This window comes from Ectothiorhodospira sp. PHS-1 (assembly GCF_000225005.1).
Lineage (GTDB): Bacteria > Pseudomonadota > Gammaproteobacteria > Ectothiorhodospirales > Ectothiorhodospiraceae > Ectothiorhodospira.
Genome location: NZ_AGBG01000018.1, coordinates 1 through 19,235, shown reverse-complemented (window position 1 = coordinate 19,235; position 19,235 = coordinate 1). Strand labels below are relative to the sequence as shown.

Here is a 19,235-nt window from a genome sequence, read left to right as displayed (position 1 = left end):
CAGCCCGCGGACGGGGTGGGTCAGCGGGTGTCGCGCGCGTCCCGGGCCTTGTCACAGGGCGAACCGCAGCCACACTGACCCGTACCGCATCCCCCTCCCTCCCGAAACGGACCCAGCTCCGGATGACGCTGGGCCAGACGGCGGGCCGCCGCCTGTACCAGCACCCAGCCGGTGAACATCAGGAAGATCAGGCCCACCGCCAGCAGATAGGTCTTCATGCCGTGCTGCCGCCCAGCCCCGCAAAGCCCATGAAGGCCAGAGACAGGATACCCGCCAGCATCAGGCTCATGGCCGCGCCCCGGGCGATGGCCGGCACATCCGCCAGTTCCAGCTTCTCCCGCAGCCCCGCCATCAGCACGATAGCGATGATGAAGCCCGCGCCGGCTCCCAGGCTGTACACCAGAGACTGGCTGAAACTGTACTCGTAGTTGGTCTGGAACAGGGCCACGCCCAGGATGGCGCAGTTGGTGGTGATCAGGGGCAGGAAGATCCCCAGCGCCCGGTACAGGGGCGGACTGAACTTCTTGATGGTCATCTCCACCAGCTGCACCGCCGAGGCGATCACCGCGATATAGGCGATCAGGCGCAAAAACTCCAGATTGAAGTACAGCAGGAATTCATTGATCAACCAGGCCGACACCGAGCTGATCAGCATCACGAAAGCCGTGGCCAGCCCCATGGAAAAGGCTGTGCTGATCTTGCCGGATACCCCCAGCAAGGGGCAGATGCCCAGGAACAGGGCCAGCACGAAGTTGTTGATGATGGCCGCATTGAGAAAGATATAGGTCAGTGAATCAGCGTGCATGGACACCCGCCTCCCCGGCGCCGGTCATCTTCTGTTTGAGCTGTCGTTCCTTGACCCAGGCGAACAGGAGCAGCCAGGCCCCCAGGACGAAGAAGCCACCCGGCGGCAACAACATGATGATCCAGGGTTCGAAGCTTTCGCCGAACACCGGGATGCCCAGCAGGGTACCGGCTCCAAGCAGTTCGCGCACGGACCCCAGGCACAACAGGGCAATGGTGAAGCCGACCCCCATGCCCAGGGAATTCACCAGGGTGGTACTCACCCGGTTGCGGGAGGCAAACGCCTCGGCCCGGCCCAGGATCATGCAGTTGGCCACGATGAGCTGGATGAAGGCACCCAGGGCCTGATAGATCTCCAGGCTGATGGCGTGGATCAGGTAATCCACCACGGTGACGAAAGTGGCAATGATCACGATGTAGGCGGCAATGCGCACTTCCTTGGGGATATGCCGCCGCAGCAGCGCCACCAGGGCGGTGGAGCACAACAGCACAAAGGTGGTGGCCAGCCCCATGGCCAGGGCATTGACCACGGAGTTGGTCACCGCCAGCACCGGGCACATGCCCAGCAACATGACGAACACCGGATTCTCCCGCCATAGACCAATCAGGAAGGTATCCAGGGTGATGGGTTTTTCGGTATTGGCCGCCATGTTCAGGCGCCTCCTTCAAGCATGGCCCAATACGGCGCCAGTTGCGGCAGTACCGTATCGGCACTGTCGTTCAGCATGCGCCCGATGGCATTGGCGGAGATGGTGGCCCCGGTGATGCCGTCGATCTGCCAGGGATGTTCCTTGTCACCCTGCTTCACCGTGACGATGGCGTGGGCCAGGCCGGTACCGGCCGGGTTGAGGCGGGCATCCAGACGCTCGAAGTTGGCCACGAATCGGGCATCGGTCTCGATCTTGTCACCCAGGCCGGGGGTTTCACGGGATTCCAGCACGGTCATGCCGACAATGCACTGACAGGACGGGTCATAACCGTAGAGGACGCGGATCACATCCGCATAGCCGCGGGCCGAGGCCTGCAGTGCAATGCCCCGCAGGTTTCCCTCGGCATCGTAGGCGGCAAACACCCGCTGCCCCGGGGCCGGAGCCTCCGCCGCCGGGAACAGGCCCTGGGCGGTGAGCACGAAGTCCTGGCGGGTCACCGCGCCGGGCACCACCCGGAATACCGCGGCCTCCAGGGCCCGGCGCTGGTTTTCCGCGATATAGGGCTTGGTGAACTCGAACACGCTCACCACCAGCAGCCCCGAGAACAGGGCGATCAGACCCAGGGTGGCCACCAGTTTGAAGCTGGAGGTAGGTGCCGGGCGTTCCGCGGCAGTGGTCTGGGGGGTACTGCTCATGCCGCGTCCCTCCGCTTGCGGGTACCGTAGGGTCTGGGCTGGGTGATACGCTCGATCAACGGCGCCATGGCATTGCCCAGCAGGATGGCGTACATGATCCCCTCCGGCAGACCGCCGAAGAAGCGGATGATCACTGCCAGGAAGCCGATCAGGATGCCGTAGATCCAGATACCGGAACGGGTGATGGGCGAGGCGATCATGTCACTGGCCATGAACATGGCCCCCAGCATCAGGCCGCCGGACAGCAGCACGAACCAGGGCGTGGGATAGAACGTGGGGTCCATCCAGTAGAACACCGAGGCGGTGACGAAGGCACTGCCCAGCACCGCCGCCGGAATGCGCCAGTTCATCATGCCCCGGGCGATCAGATAGAGGCCACAGAGCAGGATCAGGATGGCGGACGTTTCCCCCACGGAGCCCGGCGTCATGCCGGTGAACAGGGACCAGGTGTCCACATGGACGCCTTCGAACTTCCACTGGGCCAGGGGCGTGGCCGTAGTCCAGGCATCCACCGGCGCCGGCGTGGTGAAGGGCATGGCCAGGGTGGACGGCAGGAACTCGGTGAATCGGTCCGGATGACCCGGCACCGTCCAGGTGGAGACGGAAACAGGAAAGGCGGCTTGAGCAAACGCCCGTCCCACCAGGGCCGGGTTGAACAGGTTGTAACCCATGCCGCCGAACATCACCTTGGCCAGGGAAATGCCGATAAAGCCGGACAGGGCCGCCATCCACAGGGGGAAGGAGGGCGGCAGGGTCAGGGCCAGCAAAAGGCCGGTAATGACGGCGCTGAAATCGGACACGCTGCTGCGCTTGCCGGAGAGCCTGGCGAACAGATGCTCGGTCAGCACGCAGGTCACCACGGTGGTGATCATCAGCGCCAGGGCGCTGATGCCGAAGTGATAGACCGAGAAGGCGCAGATGGGCAAAAGGGCATAGGTCACGTGGCGCATGATCTGCTCCACGCTGCCCGCCTGCTTCAAATGCGGCGAGGTCTTGAGTTCGATTTTCAGCGGGGTCACTTGAGGCGCTCCCGGTTCAGGGACTTGGCGATGCGGAAGTACTGCACCAAGGGGATGTTGGAAGGACAGACATAGCTGCAGCAACCGCACTCGAAGCAGTCATTGAGGTGATAGCGCTCCTCCATCACCTCGTACTGGCGTACCGCGGCCAGCTTGCCCAGATCGGAGGGATTCAGACCCACGGGACAGGCTTCCACGCAACGACCACAGCGGATGCAGGGCTGGATGCGAACGTCCTCGTCTTCCGGATCGGGCAACACCACCACACCGGACACTCCCTTGGTGATGGGCACGTCCAGGGATGAGACGGTATTGCCCATCATGGGTCCGCCCAGGATGATGTGGCTGGCGTCATTGCCCGTGAACCCCACGTGCTGGAGCAGATAGCGCAGCGGAGTGCCGATGGGCACCCGGTAATTCCCCGGACGGGTAATGCCGGGACCGGCCACGGTCACCACCCGCTCCACCAGACCCTCGCCTCGGGGCAACAGAGTACCCAGTTGGGCCATGGTGCCCACATTGTTGACCACCACCCCGATGTGATACGGGAAATGCCCGGAAGGGACTTCCCGTTTGAGCAGGGCCTTGATGAGCATCTTCTCCGAGCCCTGGGGGTATTTGCTGCGAACCTTGCCCACGGAGATAGGGCCTTCCTTGTCCAATCGGGCCTGCAGGGCCGCGATGGCATCGGGCTTGTCATCCTCCACACCGATGACGGCACGAGTGGCGCCGACTGCCTTCATGGCGATACGGATGCCGGCAATGACGGCATCGGTCTGCTCCAGCATGATGCGATGATCGGCACTGAGATAGGGTTCGCACTCGCACCCGTTGACCACCAGGGTATCGATGTCATGCCCATCCGGCACCGACAGTTTCATGTGGGTCGGGAAAGCCGCCCCCCCCTGCCCCACCAGACCGATATCCTGAATCGCCTGGATCAGCTGAGGGCGGTTGAGTCGCTCCAACTCCAGGGGCCGTGCCCAGTGGATGGCCTGGCTGTCACCGGGCGCGGTACGGATCACGATGGCTTCGGTCTTGGGTCCCCGGGCGGTGGGCATGAGTTCGATCCCCTCCACCACCCCGGTCACCGGGGCATGCAGGGTCACGGACTCGAAACCATCCGCCTCGGCAACGGGTTGCCCCCGCAGTACCTCCTGGTGCTTGACCACCAGGGGCCGGGCAGGCCGGCCGAAATGTTGCTGCAGGGGGACTACCACGCGGGGCGCAAAGGGCAACCGACGAATGGGCTTGTCACGGGTATCTTCCTTCAGCCCGGGGGGATGAACCCCCCGGGGGAAGGTGAGCCCCGTCAGAAATGACAGGAGGCCCATGGTCAGTTGAACTTCATGGCCCGCTTCATCAGCTTTTCAGCATCGGGCTCGTTGGGGTTGAAGGGGGTACCCGGATGCACCGCCATCACGGTGCACTTCTCGGCGGCCCGCACGATGTCCTTGTACGGCGCCCCCTGGGGGTTGGTCACCACCGCCTGGCGGTTGTCGTCGTAGGCGAACACGCCGGGAGCGATCTGCACGCACTCGTCACAGGCGGTGCACTCGGTGGTCTCCACCCAGACCGGCTCGTATTCCAGTCCGTTGCCCTGGGCGGCATGACCGTTGCCGTTGCTGCCATTGACCGGCGCCGCCGACACGGCGGGTGCCGGTGCCGCCGGGGCGGCAGGAATCACCACCGGTGCAGGCACCGGTGCCTGCAGGGTATCTGCCAGCTTCGCGGCGCCCTCGCCGCTGACCAGGGACAGCAGGGCACTGGAGAGACGCTGGGCCATGTCGGCGCGGGTCTGGGCCGCCACGGCGTCCACATCCACCACCTCGTGATCCAGTCCCAGCAACCCCTTGAGCTGATGCCAGAATTCCAGTCGTTCCTCGGCGGAACGCACCAGTTCCTCGGACACCAGCACCCGGGTCAGGCGGTTCTTGGCATCCACGGCCCAGACATAGGGGAAGCGACCTTCCCGCTCGTCCTCGGACAGCGTCAGGAACTCAGCCATGGGGACCATGTCGTCGTTCCAGGTCTCCACCGGCGCCTTGCGGAAGTGCTTGCGGAAGCGGCCTTCGGTCAGGGCGAAGTCGGCAAAGGTCATGGGCAGTTCCATGGTGGCCTCGCCGCCGTCCTCTTCCTGATACTTCAGGGTGTAGGTGGGCCAGTCCTGATCGATGGCCGGGTTGCCTTCCAGGGTGCAGCACTCACGGAAGGTCACGCCCTTGTCCGGGTTGTAGCGGAACAACGGATAGGCACGGGACTCCACCGCCAGCTTGGACTGGGCGAAGGCCACATCGTCACCCACCCCATGCTCCGGCGGACACACGGCATAGACGTTGAACAGGGCCGGACGACGGGCATTGAGGCCCTCGATGAAGCTCTCCAGCAGGTGGGTCACATGGGAGATGGCGCCCTGCATCACGTAGCTGGTGCGGTGGGCCAGGCCGATCAGGCTGATCTCCTTGCGGATCTCCTCCTTGCCCTTCCAGGCCTTGCCGTAGGGAGCCATGTCGGACACCTGGCTGATGAAGCCGGAGGTACAGGCCTGGCCGCCGGTGTTGGAGTACACCTGGGTATCCACCACCAGCACCTTGATGGGCATGCCGGACATCAGGGCGCGGGACAGGTTCTGGAAGCCGATGTCGTACATGGCGCCGTCACCACCGATCCCCACCACCGGCGGGCAGAGGTGGAATTCCTCGTCGCTGAACTGCTCCCAGTTGAACTGGGCGAAGAAGGGCTCATGCTCCACCGGGTTGTAGGTACCGGCCAGTTCCAGTTCCGCCATGCGGATGGCCTTGAAGCCCTCGGCCATCTTGGCCATGTGGCCTTCGAAGATGCCCATGGCCATGGACGGAGTGTCCTGGAACAGATGGCTGGCCCAGGGGAACGGATACGGGCTGTAGGGGAAGGTGGAACCCCACACGGAGGTACAGCCGGTGGCGTTGATGACACCCATCTCGGTACGGCCACGACCGGAAGGCCCTTCCAGATAACGCCAGCGCAGGTCCTTGAGCTTGGCCAGCACGCCGGTGATCCACTGCAGCCAGTCCGGATCGACGGTGTGGCTGCCGCCGGCATCCAGGGCGGTGGACAGGCGGGCCAGGGTCAGATCCTTGTCGGCATGCTCGCCGATCACCTGGTTGACGGCCTGGACATTGGACAGATCCATGCCTTCGGCCAGCTTCAGGCGCACATGCTGTTCCAACCGGCCGATGAGATCATCCAGCTTCTTGAGCTGAGCCTTGACGCGGGGCTGCATCAGGGCGGTCACGGTGGCCGTGAACAGATGTACGGTGGTCTTTTCGCCGCAACCCAGGCAGGCGGAATCGCCGCAGTTCAGGGAACCGTAGGCCTTCTTGTCCAGCAGCAGGGTTTCCAGGGCGCCGATGCCCTCGTCCAGATCCTCGATGCGGATGTAGTCCGGACGGGTGGTGGGCAGGTCCATCCAGAAGTCCCAATTGCGGCGCATGGTGTCCACGCTTTCCGGGGTCTGGGGGGTCACCACCAGGGCCTGGTCCTCACAGATGCGCACGCATTCCATGCAGCCCTTGCAGGTGTAGGGATTGAGGGTCAAGGAGAACAGACCGCCGCTGCCCTTGGCACGCTTTTCCATGGCGCTGAAGAAGGGACGGGTGGCGGCGAACTGGAAGTCGCCGATGGACTCCTTGAGCCAGCCCAGTTCCTTTTCCAGACGGCTCTTGTCATCACCCTGCAGGTCGGTCTCGGCCAGCAGATGGGTGACGGCAAAGTCCAGTTCGGCGCGCACGTCGGCACCGTCGCCGGCCTGGGTCAGGGCATTGCGCAGACGCTTTTCCAGGTCACGCACGGCACGGCGCAGGTGACGGGTGGGCTTGCCGCCGATCTCGATACGGCGCACGGCGGTTTCGAACACCTCGCCCAGGGTGTGGACCAGGCCGGGGATGGCGCTGTCGGGGCAAACGGTGTAGCAGTCGCCGCAGGCAGTGCACTTCTCCGGCAGCCACTCCGGATAATCGAAGCGGATCTGGGTCATGTCGCGGAAGATGCCGGTGGAGGCCGGGATCAGGGACATGCCGATGAAGGGGTCCACCAGGTTGTCATTGCCCTGACCGGAGAGATAGAAGCTGCCGGTCTGCTCCCAGAAGCGATGGATGTCGCCGGAGGCACTCAGGGACTGAGGCATGCGCTTGAGCATCACCGGCATTTCCGGTGCACTGCGATCCGCCAGGGCCGGCAGGTTGTCGGTGGTGGGCTGCTTCTCGGTGACTTCCACCAGTTCCTCGAAACCACGCCGCACCACGCGCAGGTTATCCTGCACCACACGGGCGCCCTTGCTGCCGAACTTCTCCTGCAACTGCTCTTCGATGGCCTTGAACAGGGTCTGCTCGGTGAGGTTCTTGCGCTGCATCACCGGGGAAGCGGCGAAGAAGGCACCCTGGAAGGCGATGCCCTGCATGCGGAACTGCAGATCGGCGTTGGAGGCTTCGTCGCGGGCGATCTTGAAGGCGTCCAGATAGAAGACGCGGATCTCGTTGTCACGGATATAGCGCTGGGCCGCCGGCGGGAAACTGCGCCATACCGCTTCCGGGTTCTCCAGGGAAGACTGGATGATGAACACGCCACCCTTGTTCAGACCGGACAGGGGATCGGAGTGATCGAACACATTGGGATCGGGGGACAGCACCACGTCCACCTGCTTGAGCTCGTTGCTGATGCGGATGGGCTCCGGCGCCGCGGCGAGGTAGTAGGTGGTGGGCTGGCCCTTCTTCTCGGAACCGTACTTGGGGTTGGCCTTGATGTGGAAGTCCAGCAGGTCGAACAGGGTCATGGCCAGGTTCTTGCCGGTGGTCATGGCACCCCAGCCGCCCACGGAGTGCAAGCGCACGGCGATGGCGCCCTCGGGCATCAGGCTCGGATTCTCGGAACCCCGCAGGGCCATGCTCTTGATGTTGGGATAGGCCTCCAGCAGGGCCTGCTGGTGCAGTTCCTGCTTGGGGCTGGCGGCCTGGTCGCGGATGAAATCCACCGACAGATAGAAGAAGGTGCGCTTGCCGCCCTCGGGCAGCATGTTCTCCACGGCGGCGATCAGCCCCTCGGGCTGCAGGTCGCGGGAACCCAGGCCGAAGGCACCGGAGTACAGGCGAGGAATGTCGCCGTTGCGATCAAAGGCCGGATAGTCGGGATACGGCAGGGCCTCGCCCTTGCCGGCCAGACCGTTCTCGATGGCCTTGCCCAGGGCGGCGCGGGTCTCGCGCATCAGCGGCAGGTCTTCCGCCAGCGGCTGGTCGGTGCGCTCCAGCACGGCCACGCCCTTGCGGCCCTTGAGCAGGGCGGCCAGCAGATTGCCGGGGAAGGGACGGAACATGGTGATGTTCACCACGCCCAGCTTGATGCCCCGGGTTTCGCGCAGGTAATCGGCCACGGCCTCGGCGGTGGCCACCATGCTGCCCTGCCCCACGATCAGGTACTCGGCATCGTCGGTGCGATAGCCGGAGGCGCGGGCATAGCGCCGACCGGTGAGCTGATAGAACTCTTCCATGCACTGATCGGTGAGCTCGGCCACGTGGTCGAAGAAGTAGGGCCGCTGGGCCGCCACTTGCTGCATGTAGGCGTCCTGGTTCTGCAGGGCACCGGACACCATGGGGTTGTCCACGTCCCAGGTGGCCGGGATGCGGCGTCGCTTCTCGCCAAAGATCATCTTCTGGGCCGGGGTCGGGCAGTCGATCATGTCATCGGGACGGCCCAGGAACTCGGCGATCAGTTCCCGCTCCGGCACCTTCATGGACTCGATCAGGTGGGTGGTGAGGAAGCCGTCCTGACCGACGATGCCGGGGTTCAGGGCCAGCTCGGCCACCTTGTGGGCGATGATGTTCAGGTCTGCCGCTTCCTGGGCATTCTTGGCGAATACCTGGAAGAAGCCGGTGTCGTCCACGCAGTGGTAGTCATCGTGGGAGGCATGTACGTTCAGTGCTGCCTTGGTGATGGCGCGGCAGCCAATATTGAGGATGTAGGGCAGACGCTTGCCGGCGGCGGCGTACAGGGACTCGTGCATGAAGGCCACGCCCTGGGCCGAGGAGAAATTGATCGCCCGCATGCCGGTCATGGCCAGACCGGCGGTGACGGCAGCGGCGGCATGCTCGGATTCCGGCTCGATGAACACCAGGGAACGGCCGGAGATGTTGATGTGCCCCTTGGACACCTCTTCCGCCCACATCTCGCCCATCTGGGTGGACGGGGTGATGGGGTAGGCCCCCGCCGCATCGGAAGACTCACGCTCGCAATAGATGACGGCGGTATTGCCATCCAGGGCCGCGCGGGTACCCTGATACTTGAAGCCCTGCGATGACTTGCGCTTGAACAGCATGTCGTTTCTCTCCTGCCGGCTCGCTGGCCGTCACGTTTTTGTAATCGGTATCTGCGCCTTCCATGCGGGGATGCCAAAGGGCCGGTCGACGCCATGTCGACCGGCGAGCCCTGGTGCTGCCGTGCGTGCGGTCAGACGCGCGGCAGGGGCTCCATGCGAGGCAGTGGTTCCTTGCGGGTGACTTTGCGGGCGCCCGAACCCTTGCGGGGCGCCTGCCCTTCCAGCCAGACAATGGCCCCCGTGGGGCAGCGCTGAATAGCCACGGGGGAGGCCAGGGCATTCTTGGTGTAATCAATGACGGCCAGGTTGGACTCCATCCGGATCAGCCCCTCCGGCGCATCGGCGGCGCAGCGACCGCAGGCGGTGCAGACCACCTGGCAGTGGGCCATGGCCTCATCCTGAGGATCATGGTTGAGACAGGCCACCCAAAGCCGATGACTTTCCGGCTGCAGGGTAAACAGATTCTTCGGGCAGACATCCACACAGTCATTGCAACCGGTACAGCGCACCGGGTCCACCACCGGCAGGCCGTAGCGATCCAGGTGGATGGCGTCGAAATCACAGACCACCTCGCAATCCCCCAGCCCCAGGCATCCCCAGGTGCAGCCCTTGCCGCCACCGGACACCAGGGCGGCGGCGCGACAGGACTTGAGGCCCTGATAACGGGCACGGGTGGCGGCCACGTGGGAACCACCGGCGCAGGCCAGGCGGGCAATCTGCCGCTCGTGGCTGCCCAGGGCCACACCCAGCATGTCGGCAATCTGCTGGTTCATGTCGGTGGAGTTCACCGTGCAGCGGGCCGGCTCCAGACGGCCTTCCAGCAGGGCCTCGGCAAACGGGCGACAGCCGGCCACGCCGCAGGCACCGCAGTTGGCGCGCGGCAACAGGTCTTCCAGCTGGTCGATGCGCGGGTCCTCGAAGACGTAGAGCCGTCGATTGGCAATGGCCAGAATGCCGGCCAGGAGTATGCCCAGACCAGCCATGAAACCGCTTGCCAGCGCTATTTGCAGGATCGGAGAAGTCACGGTGAACACATTTCTTAGTGAATAACCAGGCTTTTGTGCAGTGAACAATTGATGACAAAACGTACCTTGCGGCGCTGACGGGGTCAAGCGGATTAAAGACCAAAGGCGATGAAAAATCGCTATTTCGGCAGGGGATTTGCGAATTCACAAGGGTTACAGGGATATTCCGGAACCAGTCATGAGCGCCATAAACTCAGTTTCTACAGGGAGATAGGGCGTGATCGGTTCTCATTCGCCCGTGCGGCCCCTGGACTCGGACAGCCATCCGCCGTCGCCGGGCACGGGCCACGAACTCACATGACGCGCAGAAAAATTGTCTACATCCGCCGTCGCCGGGCGACCGGGTGGCGGCGTCATACCCCCCGGGTGGAGACGCGGCGAAGGCATTCCAGATAGGTGGCCTCATCAGGCGGCCGCCCCGACCGCTGGGCCTCCCACAACGCCTGTCCCAGGCAGTCCATCATGGCGTGCTCCGCCTCCAGGGGACCGAGCCGGGGCAGCAGGCGCTCGTAGGCCGCGCGAACTCCGTGGGGGCGATCCGTGGCCACCTGATCCCGGATGGCCAGATGCATGCCCATGTGCAGAAAGGGATTGACAGCACCCTGCTCCGGCGTGAACTCTGCCGCCAAGGCGGCTTCCGGCGCCTCCAGCATGGCCTGATACTCCGGATGATCCCGAACCACCCTGGCGATCTGCTGTTCCAACGGCTGCAAGGGTTCCCCGGCCCGGGACTTTCTCCAGACCTGGCAATACATCTGTCTGAGCTGCTCTCGGCTCTGATTGGCAAACATGGCGGGGATCCGGACCGAATGACGAGGGACTCAAGCCTATCGCCCCACCCTGGTACAGACAAGGGCGCCGGCTTGACCTACACTCATGGCAGTAACCTCGCCCGGCAACGCCTGGTGAGCCGGGCCTTTTCAATCCTGATCCTGGATGATGCGCGCAGACAGACATGCGGCCACGCTTGGGTGATGTGCAGCAGATGAGAATGCTCACCCGGCTGCTGTGTCTGTCGTTCTTCCTTTGCCTGCCCACTCAGGGCACGACAGGTCCGTACTCCGAGTACCAGCTCAAGGCGGCCTTTCTTTACAACTTCGCCCTGTTCACCGAATGGCCCGACCAGGTCGGAGACACACTCTACCTCTGCGTCCATGGCCGCGACCCCTTCGGCGAGGATCTGGCCAAGCTGGATCACAGGTCGGTGGGGACACGCACGATCCTCACCCGCCACACCCTGACACTGACCGAACTCCAAAGCTGCCAGATGGTATTCATCAGCAGCGCCGCGATAGGGCAACTACCGCAGATACTAGGCACCCTGGAAGGCGCGCCCGTGCTGACGGTGGCCGATACCCCGGGCGCCATGCGTCAGGGCGTGGCGCTCAACATGGTCAGGCAGCATAACCGAATTGCCTTTGAAGCCAACCTGATGGCGGCACGGGCACATGGCCTGAACCTGAGCTCCAGACTGTTGCGCCTGGCCACGGAGGTGGAGCAATGAAACCCGCTCCCTCGACCGGTGCCGCTTCCCTGACCCTGGCGGAACGGCTGCGTCGCATCAACGGCGCAGCCCTGGGAATCTCGATCACGATCATGGTCGTGATCACCATCCTGGGCGGCCTGACCGTCAATCTCCTCAGTCTGGTGGACGCCAATCGGGTCAAGACACGGGTTCTGGCGGAGAACGCCGCCGCCAGCCTGCTGTTCGGTGACGAAAAGGCCGCCCTTGACCTACTCGCCTCCCTGCGCCACTCCCCCGATGCCCAGGCAGCGGTGATCTACGACAGGGATGGCCGCCCCTTCGCCCGCTATCAATCCACCCCCAGCCGGGCCGATGAGCAGGTCAAGCTGGCACCATACACAGACTACGGACTGACCGCCGTCCGGCTGACTCAGCCGATCGTCATGGAAGACGACACGCTAGGGGCGATCCAGATTGTCATCGGCCTGCGATCACTTTACCTGCAGATGCTGGTACTGATCCTGATCACCATGCTGGCAGCCGCGCTCGCCCTGCTTTCCAGCAGATTGCTCATGACCCGCCTGGGGGCCAGAGTGACCCAGCCGGTGACAAATCTGACCGCGCTGATGAGACGCGTCACCCAGGACGCGGACCTGAGTGTTCGCGCCGGTGATGCCGACCTTATGGAAATCAACACCCTGGCGCGGGGCTTCAACAGCATGCTGGAGGAAATCCAGGAACGGGATCAACGGCTTGGCCGACAGAAGGAGTTGCTGGAGGAAGAAGTGGCGGCGCGCACCTTCGAGCTGCTCCAGGCCAAGGAAGCGGCCGAGGCGGCCAATCGTGCAAAAGGCGAATTTCTGGCCACCATGAGCCATGAGATCAGGACCCCGATGAATGGCGTGCTGGGCCTGACCGAACTGCTGCTGAGCACACCATTGGATACCAGGCAGCGCCACTATGCTGAAACCGCCATCCAGGCCAGTCGCCAGCTGCTGGGCATCATTGACGACATCCTGGATTTCTCCAAGGCGGAATCCGGCCAGATGCATTTGGAGTCGGTGGATTTCGATCTCGGCGCTCTGGTCCGTGAGTGCGTGAACCTGTTTCATGAGTCGGCCGCGAAGAAAGGCCTGACGCTGTCGATGGATTTATCACCGAAGGATCAACCGCTATGGTTTCAGGGCGACCCGCTGAGGCTGCGGCAGGTGTTGACCAACCTGCTGAGCAATGCCATCAAGTTCACCCATCAGGGGGGCGTTGAGGTCTGCGTCCAGATCGACAGGATCCCCGGACAGGCGGACTCCGTTCGTCTTCAGATTAAAGACACCGGCATCGGGATCGCTCCCGAGGCCAGAGAGAAGATCTTCGAACGCTTCGCCCAGGCGGATGGATCGACCACCCGGCGTTACGGAGGCACCGGTCTGGGACTCGCCATCTGCATTCGCCTGGTGGAACTGATGGGGGGCAACATCAGCATGAACAGCACCCCTGGACAAGGCTCAACATTTATTGTCCACTTGAGTCTGGCGGCAGGCGACGGGCATCCACCGGTAGAACCCTCCACGGGCAGAGAGCCGCCACGAGGGGACATCCACAACGCCCAAACCCTGAACGGTCACGTCCTGCTGGCGGAAGACAATTCAGTCAACCAGCTGGTCGCCGGCAGCATGCTGGAGCAACTGGGGCTCAGCTACAGCATTGCCAATAATGGACAAGAGGCACTGGCCATGCTGGACGCAATCAAGGTCGATCTGATCCTGATGGATTGCCGGATGCCGGTGATGGACGGCTATCAGGCCACCACGGCGATACGCCAGGGAAAGGTACCAGGTTGCCGGAACGTGCCCATCATCGCACTGACCGCCAATGCCTTACCACGGGAGCGGCATCAGTGCCTGGCTGTCGGCATGCAGGCCTGTCTGTCAAAACCCCACACCCTCGGACAACTCCGCGGCATCCTGCAACAATGGCTTCCGACCACCGCTGATAGGTCCGTGGACGACGCAGAACCGGCGCCATGTCCGGACGCGTCTGTCGACGGTCTCATCCTCCACCCACAGACCCTCGCCGAACTGGAGAGCCTGGGCGAATCCACGGGCCAGAACCTCCTCATCAGGGTATTCCAGGCCTTTCTGGACACCGCCCCCTCACTGGCTGAACAGATCGAGACCGCCGTGGCGGCAAAAGAGACCGACTCACTGCGCAGCGCCGCTCACTCACTGAAATCCAGTTCGGGCAATGTCGGCGCCTGGCGCCTTGCAACAGTCTGCCGACAACTGGAAAACTGCGCCAGAAACCAGAACGTGGACGCCGCGGAACAACTGCTGGCGCATTTCCGGTCGCTCTCGCGGGCGACACTGGATGAAATCCGCCATCGGATTCAGGCGGCAGCATGACCGATACGACCCGAATTCTCCTGGCGGACGATGACATCACCACGCTCATGCTCATGAGCGCCGCTCTGGAAAAGGCAGGGTTCACCACATTCAGCGCCCAGGATGGGGAGCAGGCGCTGACTGTGTTTGAGCAAACACGTTGCGACATGGTGCTGCTGGATGTGGACATGCCCCGCATGGACGGCTTTCAGGCCTGTATCCACCTGCGTCGGCAGGCCGGTGATGAGTTGCCGATCGTCATGGTCACCGGCATGGACGATCTGGACTCCATCGCACGGGCTTTTGAGGCGGGCGCCACGGATTTCATTTCCAAGCCCATCCACTGGAACCTCATCGGACACCGGGTGAAGTACCTGTGGCGTGCCCACCTGACGCGCCTTGCCCTGCACCGGGCCAATGCCCGCAACGCGGCCATCCTGAGCGCATTGCCGGACATCATGTTCCGCCTCACCGATGACGGCATGGTGCTGGACAGACTCGCTGGTCAGGATGACCACACCCACCCCCGACCCGGCACTCATCTCCAGCACAATCTGCCCGTCGAGGTTGCCCGGGCCTATCTGGACGCGGTCAGGCAGGCGCGCGCGAAAGGAGATTTGCAAAGCATCGAGTACGTGCTCCCGGGACAGGATCAGTCCCCGCGCTACTTTGAAACCCGAATCGTGGTCATCGACAGCCAGGAAACCCTCTGTCTGGTGCGTGACATCACGGCGCGCAAGGAAGCCGACTCCGAGATATACCGACTGGCCTACTTCGATACCCTCACGGGACTGGCAAACCGCCAACACCTCATTGAAAGGCTGGAGGGCGAGATTCGCCGCGCAGGCAGCAATCACAGTCAGCTTGGAGTGCTGTTCCTGGACCTGGATGGATTCAAGCACATCAACGACACCCTCGGTCACGCCACCGGTGACATGCTGCTGCAGCATGCCTCCCAACGTCTGAGACTGGGCGTCCGCCCCACCGATACGGTATCCCGTCCATCGCATGAATCCCGCGGCATGAATCTGGCGCGACTCGGCGGTGACGAATTTACCGTGATCATTCCGGACATGCTCCACCCCGAAGACGCCCTGACGGTGGCCCACCGGATACAGGAACTCATGCGCCAACCCTTCATCGTTGCGGGAAGGGAAATGGTACTGACCGCCAGTATCGGTATTGCCGTGTATCCCGATGACGGCAAGGATGCCGACACCCTGCTCAAGCATGCGGATACCGCCATGTATCATGCCAAGTATCTGGGACGAAACAACACCCAATTTTACAGCCCCGCCCTCACGCATCAGGCCATGCGACGTCTGAACATGGAAACGGCGCTACGTCATGCCCTGGAAGCCAAGGAGTTTTATCTCGTCTATCAGCCTCAACTGGATTTAGGCACGGGGCGAATCCTGTCGGTCGAGGCCCTGATCCGCTGGATACATCCCCAGCAGGGCATGATCCCGCCGATGGAATTCATCCCCCTGGCCGAAGACAACGGGCTGATCATCCCCATCGGTGAATGGGTGTTGAGAACGGCATGCCGGGAAGTCGCGCACTGGCATGCCCGAGGATATCCCCTGCGGGTTGCGGTCAATCTTTCTCCCGTGCAGTTCAGGGATGGCGTCCTGACAGAGATCGTTCGGGATATTCTTCGTGACACCGGTCTGCGGGCCGATCACCTGGAGCTGGAAATCACGGAAAGCACCCTGATGGACGAAAGCGCCACCACCCTGCAAACCCTGCACGATCTGCATGAAATGGGCCTGAAGTTTTCCCTTGATGATTTCGGCACCGGCTATTCATCCATGAGCTATCTCAAGCGACTCCCCCTGCACAATCTCAAGGTGGATCGTAGTTTCGTCATCGGTCTGCCCCAGGATACGGAGAGCCTGGCAATCATCAAGGCTATCATCTCTCTGGGAGAAAGCCTGGGGTTCACGGTGACCGCCGAGGGTGTCGAAACCCTGGAGCAAGCGGAAATACTCAAACAACAGTCCTGTCATGCCCTGCAGGGTTATTATTTCAGTCAACCCATGCCATCAGATCAGATTCTTGAACTGCTGAACAAGCACAAAAACAACCATGGACTAACCTCGATCTGAACAGGCCACAGTTCCGAGGCCTCCACCGGGATCATTCAGTGAGTGAGCACATCATGGGCAGACCGACAAATCCCAGGCGAATGCCTTCCATGGTGCTCCCCTTTTTGCTGCTTGGTTGTGCCCTGCCATCCTCCCAGGCCGTAGCCATCGAACACTTTCTGGAACTGTCTCTGGAAGATCTACTCCAGCAGGAAGTCATCTCCGTCAGCCGTCGATCCCAACGCCTGTCCGATGTCGCCGCAGCCGTGCATGTCGTCACAGCCGAAGATATCCGCCGCTCTGGAGCACGCTCCTTGCCGGAAGCACTGCGCCTGGCCCCAGGGGTGGACGTGGCTCGTATCAGTGCAGATCGCTGGGCTGTCTCCATCCGCAGCCACACGGAATACCTGTCCAACAAGCTCATGGTGCTGGTGGATGGGCGCAACGCCTACAGCCCCAACTTCTCGGGCGTGCTGTGGAATACCCTGCAAATCCCCCTTGAGAACATCGACCGCATCGAAGTCATCCGCGGCCCAGGGGGGGCGGTCTGGGGCGTGAATGCCGTCAACGGAGTCATCAATATCATCACCCGCTCCTCAGATGCCACTCACGGCACCCTGATCAGCGCGGGCTACGGCAACGATACCGGTCCGTTCGCCCTGTTGAGGCAGGGCGGCCCCTGGGGAGAAGACCGGAGTTTCAACGTGTATCTGCAAACCCGGGAGGGCCGCGACTCCCTGACCGAGACCGGCGATGATCACCATGATCGGTCGGATCATCTGTCCGCCGGTTTTCGCCTGGATGGAGGACAGACAGGGGGAGACTGGATGATGGCGGGGAATGCCTACCATATCGAGTCTGACGCCATAGGTATCGTCAGGGATCCGCTCTCTCCCCCCTTCTACCGACGGGTAGAGAGGATCACCGACCGATTCTCTGGCCTGGACCTGCAGGCAGGACTGATCCGGCAGACCTCGGAACATGCGGAAGTCAGGGTCAACGCCTCCTGGAGTTACTCCGATCTGGAGGCGGTCATGCTGGCAGACCAGCGACAACACATCGTCGACCTGGAGTTCCAGCAACGCCTGGATATTCCCCATCGACATACCATCACCTGGGGTGCCGGGTATCGCTGGTACAACGACAGCATCTCCAGCGGCCTGACCACCCGCATCGAGCAGTCCAGGGAAACCCTGCATGTCGCCAGCCTGTTCGCCCAGGATGAGATCGCCCTGGCTCGAAGTCTGCGCCTGACCCTGGGTGGGCGCCTGGATCACAACAGCTACACGAGCACGGAATTCCAGCCCACGATCCGAATACTGTGGAACATGACGCCCCGGCATAGCCTCTGGACATCCCTGTCCCGTGCCAAACGCATCCCGTCCCGGGGCGAGCGCACCGCGGACTATATCCTGACGGTGGCCCGGCCGGGCCAATTCATGCTTGATCGACCGGTGGATGATGCCCTGGCAAACCTGCCGATACAGGGCGAGGTGCGCGGCAACGATGCCTACGGCTCGGAACGTCTGACGGCCTTCGAAGCAGGTTACCGCGGCCACCCCTCTCCCGGTCTCTATCTGGATCTGACCGCTTTCGTGCATCGCTATGACAATCTCAGAGCGGCGACAACCATCACGGATCCCAACATGCTGTTGATGGGTGAAAACGATGCCTACCTGATAGCCCCTACTCGATTCATCAATAGCGGCGAACTCACCGTCACGGGTATGGAATTGACGGGTGACTGGCGCACCAGCGAAGCTCTGCGTTTCCAACTTGCCTACAGCTTCAACGATACCGGTGAATTCACCGGTGGCGACCGCCTTTTTTCCAGCTTCATCCCCAGACATATCGCATCCTTGCGCAGTTCGTGGAACATCGGTCACCAAGTGGACATGGATCTGTGGATCAGGCACGTGGACAGGCGTCCCCGACCTTTCCTCTCACCCATGGACGCATACACCACTATGGACTTGAGAATGGCCTGGCGACCGGAAAAGCGTCTGGAACTGTCCCTGGTAGCCCAGAACCTGCTGGATTCCGAACGCACGGAATATTACGCCCTGACCCCCACCTACCTGCCGTCCCAGACCCGTCGCGGTTTCTATGGACAGGTGAAGCTCAGCTTCTGAAATGTGTAAAACCGCCATGGCCAGGCGGTTTTACACAATCTTCATGCACGGCTAACCATCGCTAAACATGACTGCCTTAGATTTTCGGTGATTTATTCACCAAACCACGAGGCATGGCATGAACTTCCGTAGAAGCGCGATTTCCATCGCAGTGTTGATGGCGGCATTCTCCCTGCATGGCTGCTCCAGCGACAACGATTCCGATAAAAACCGGGCTGATCAAAATCCTCAGGCAAAAAACGTGATCCTGATGATCACCGATGGCGCCAGCTGGGGGACCTGGGACATGGCCAGCTATTGGGAATACGGCGAGCGAGGCCGGCAGCCCTATGACCAGTTCGACGTCAAACTCGGCATGATCACCCCGCCCCTGAACACCTCCAACACCCCCACCTTCACCGGCATTCCCCAGGTGACCTATGATCCTGAACAGGCCTGGGATACCACGCCCGTGGGCAGTACCACTGCTGGCCGACCCAACCACTTCGCCGGCTATGAATATCTCAAGGAGGACTACACCGACTCCGCCGCCGCCGGTACCGTGCTGGCCACGGGCCAGAAGACCTACAACAATGCCATCGACTATGATGACTTCGCCCAGCCCCTGACCCTGGAGTATCCCCACGTTTTCGCA

13 protein-coding genes and 1 pseudogene are annotated in these 19,235 nt (G+C 62.4%); 5 read left to right on the top strand and 9 right to left on the bottom strand.

What is annotated here, in order from left to right:
* Positions 1 to 20: 20 nt before the first annotated feature.
* The 9 genes from ECTPHS_RS08810 to ECTPHS_RS08770 form a co-directional block, all read right to left on the bottom strand.
* Positions 21 to 218 carry a hypothetical protein gene (locus ECTPHS_RS08810; RefSeq protein ID WP_008932383.1) on the bottom strand — a complete coding sequence of 66 codons (198 nt, stop codon included), beginning with the start codon at positions 216 to 218 and terminating at the stop codon, positions 21 to 23.
* Complete coding sequence (locus tag ECTPHS_RS08805) at positions 215 to 805, bottom strand: electron transport complex protein RnfA (protein ID WP_008932382.1); 591 nt, start codon at positions 803 to 805, stop codon at positions 215 to 217. Before ECTPHS_RS08805 ends, ECTPHS_RS08810 begins: the two co-directional genes overlap by 4 nt.
* Positions 795 to 1,454 carry an electron transport complex subunit RsxE gene (gene rsxE, locus ECTPHS_RS08800; protein WP_008932381.1) on the bottom strand — a complete coding sequence of 220 codons (660 nt, stop codon included), beginning with the start codon at positions 1,452 to 1,454 and terminating at the stop codon, positions 795 to 797. Before rsxE ends, ECTPHS_RS08805 begins: the two co-directional genes overlap by 11 nt.
* Before the next feature lie 2 nt (positions 1,455 to 1,456).
* A complete protein-coding gene (locus tag ECTPHS_RS08795) occupies positions 1,457 to 2,149 on the bottom strand; it encodes an FMN-binding protein (protein ID WP_008932380.1) in 693 nt (230 codons plus the stop codon).
* Complete coding sequence (locus ECTPHS_RS08790; RefSeq protein WP_008932379.1) at positions 2,146 to 3,168, bottom strand: RnfABCDGE type electron transport complex subunit D; 1,023 nt, start codon at positions 3,166 to 3,168, stop codon at positions 2,146 to 2,148. Before ECTPHS_RS08790 ends, ECTPHS_RS08795 begins: the two co-directional genes overlap by 4 nt.
* Positions 3,165 to 4,502: an electron transport complex subunit RsxC gene (rsxC, locus tag ECTPHS_RS08785; RefSeq protein WP_008932378.1), complete on the bottom strand. Its 1,338-nt coding sequence runs from the start codon at positions 4,500 to 4,502 to the stop codon at positions 3,165 to 3,167. The genes ECTPHS_RS08790 and rsxC overlap by 4 nt, the downstream gene beginning before the upstream one ends.
* A 2-nt stretch (positions 4,503 to 4,504) precedes the next feature.
* Positions 4,505 to 9,514, bottom strand: a complete 5,010-nt coding sequence (locus ECTPHS_RS08780; protein WP_008932377.1) for a 2-oxoacid:acceptor oxidoreductase family protein — start codon at positions 9,512 to 9,514, stop codon at positions 4,505 to 4,507.
* Between the two features lie 131 nt (positions 9,515 to 9,645).
* Positions 9,646 to 10,497: an RnfABCDGE type electron transport complex subunit B gene (locus ECTPHS_RS08775; RefSeq protein WP_008932376.1), complete on the bottom strand. Its 852-nt coding sequence runs from the start codon at positions 10,495 to 10,497 to the stop codon at positions 9,646 to 9,648.
* 395 nt (positions 10,498 to 10,892) lie between these two features.
* Positions 10,893 to 11,330: a DUF1841 family protein gene (locus ECTPHS_RS08770; protein ID WP_008932375.1), complete on the bottom strand. Its 438-nt coding sequence runs from the start codon at positions 11,328 to 11,330 to the stop codon at positions 10,893 to 10,895.
* A gap of 164 nt (positions 11,331 to 11,494) precedes the next feature.
* On the opposite strand from ECTPHS_RS08770, the gene ECTPHS_RS08765 reads away from it, so the two are divergent.
* From ECTPHS_RS08765 to ECTPHS_RS08745, 5 genes and pseudogenes are all read left to right on the top strand, one after another.
* Positions 11,495 to 12,043, top strand: coding sequence for a YfiR family protein (locus tag ECTPHS_RS08765; protein WP_008932374.1), 549 nt, complete (start codon positions 11,495 to 11,497; stop codon positions 12,041 to 12,043).
* Positions 12,040 to 14,403: an ATP-binding protein gene (locus tag ECTPHS_RS08760; RefSeq protein WP_008932373.1), complete on the top strand. Its 2,364-nt coding sequence runs from the start codon at positions 12,040 to 12,042 to the stop codon at positions 14,401 to 14,403. Before ECTPHS_RS08765 ends, ECTPHS_RS08760 begins: the two co-directional genes overlap by 4 nt.
* Entirely contained in the window at positions 14,400 to 16,490 is a 2,091-nt protein-coding gene (locus ECTPHS_RS08755) for a bifunctional diguanylate cyclase/phosphodiesterase (protein ID WP_008932372.1), read from the top strand. The genes ECTPHS_RS08760 and ECTPHS_RS08755 overlap by 4 nt, the downstream gene beginning before the upstream one ends.
* 89 nt (positions 16,491 to 16,579) lie before the next feature.
* Positions 16,580 to 18,601: a TonB-dependent siderophore receptor gene (locus ECTPHS_RS08750; protein ID WP_008932371.1), complete on the top strand. Its 2,022-nt coding sequence runs from the start codon at positions 16,580 to 16,582 to the stop codon at positions 18,599 to 18,601.
* A gap of 241 nt (positions 18,602 to 18,842) precedes the next feature.
* Positions 18,843 to 19,235 (top strand): annotated as a pseudogene (locus ECTPHS_RS08745) (hypothetical protein); the annotation flags it as partial.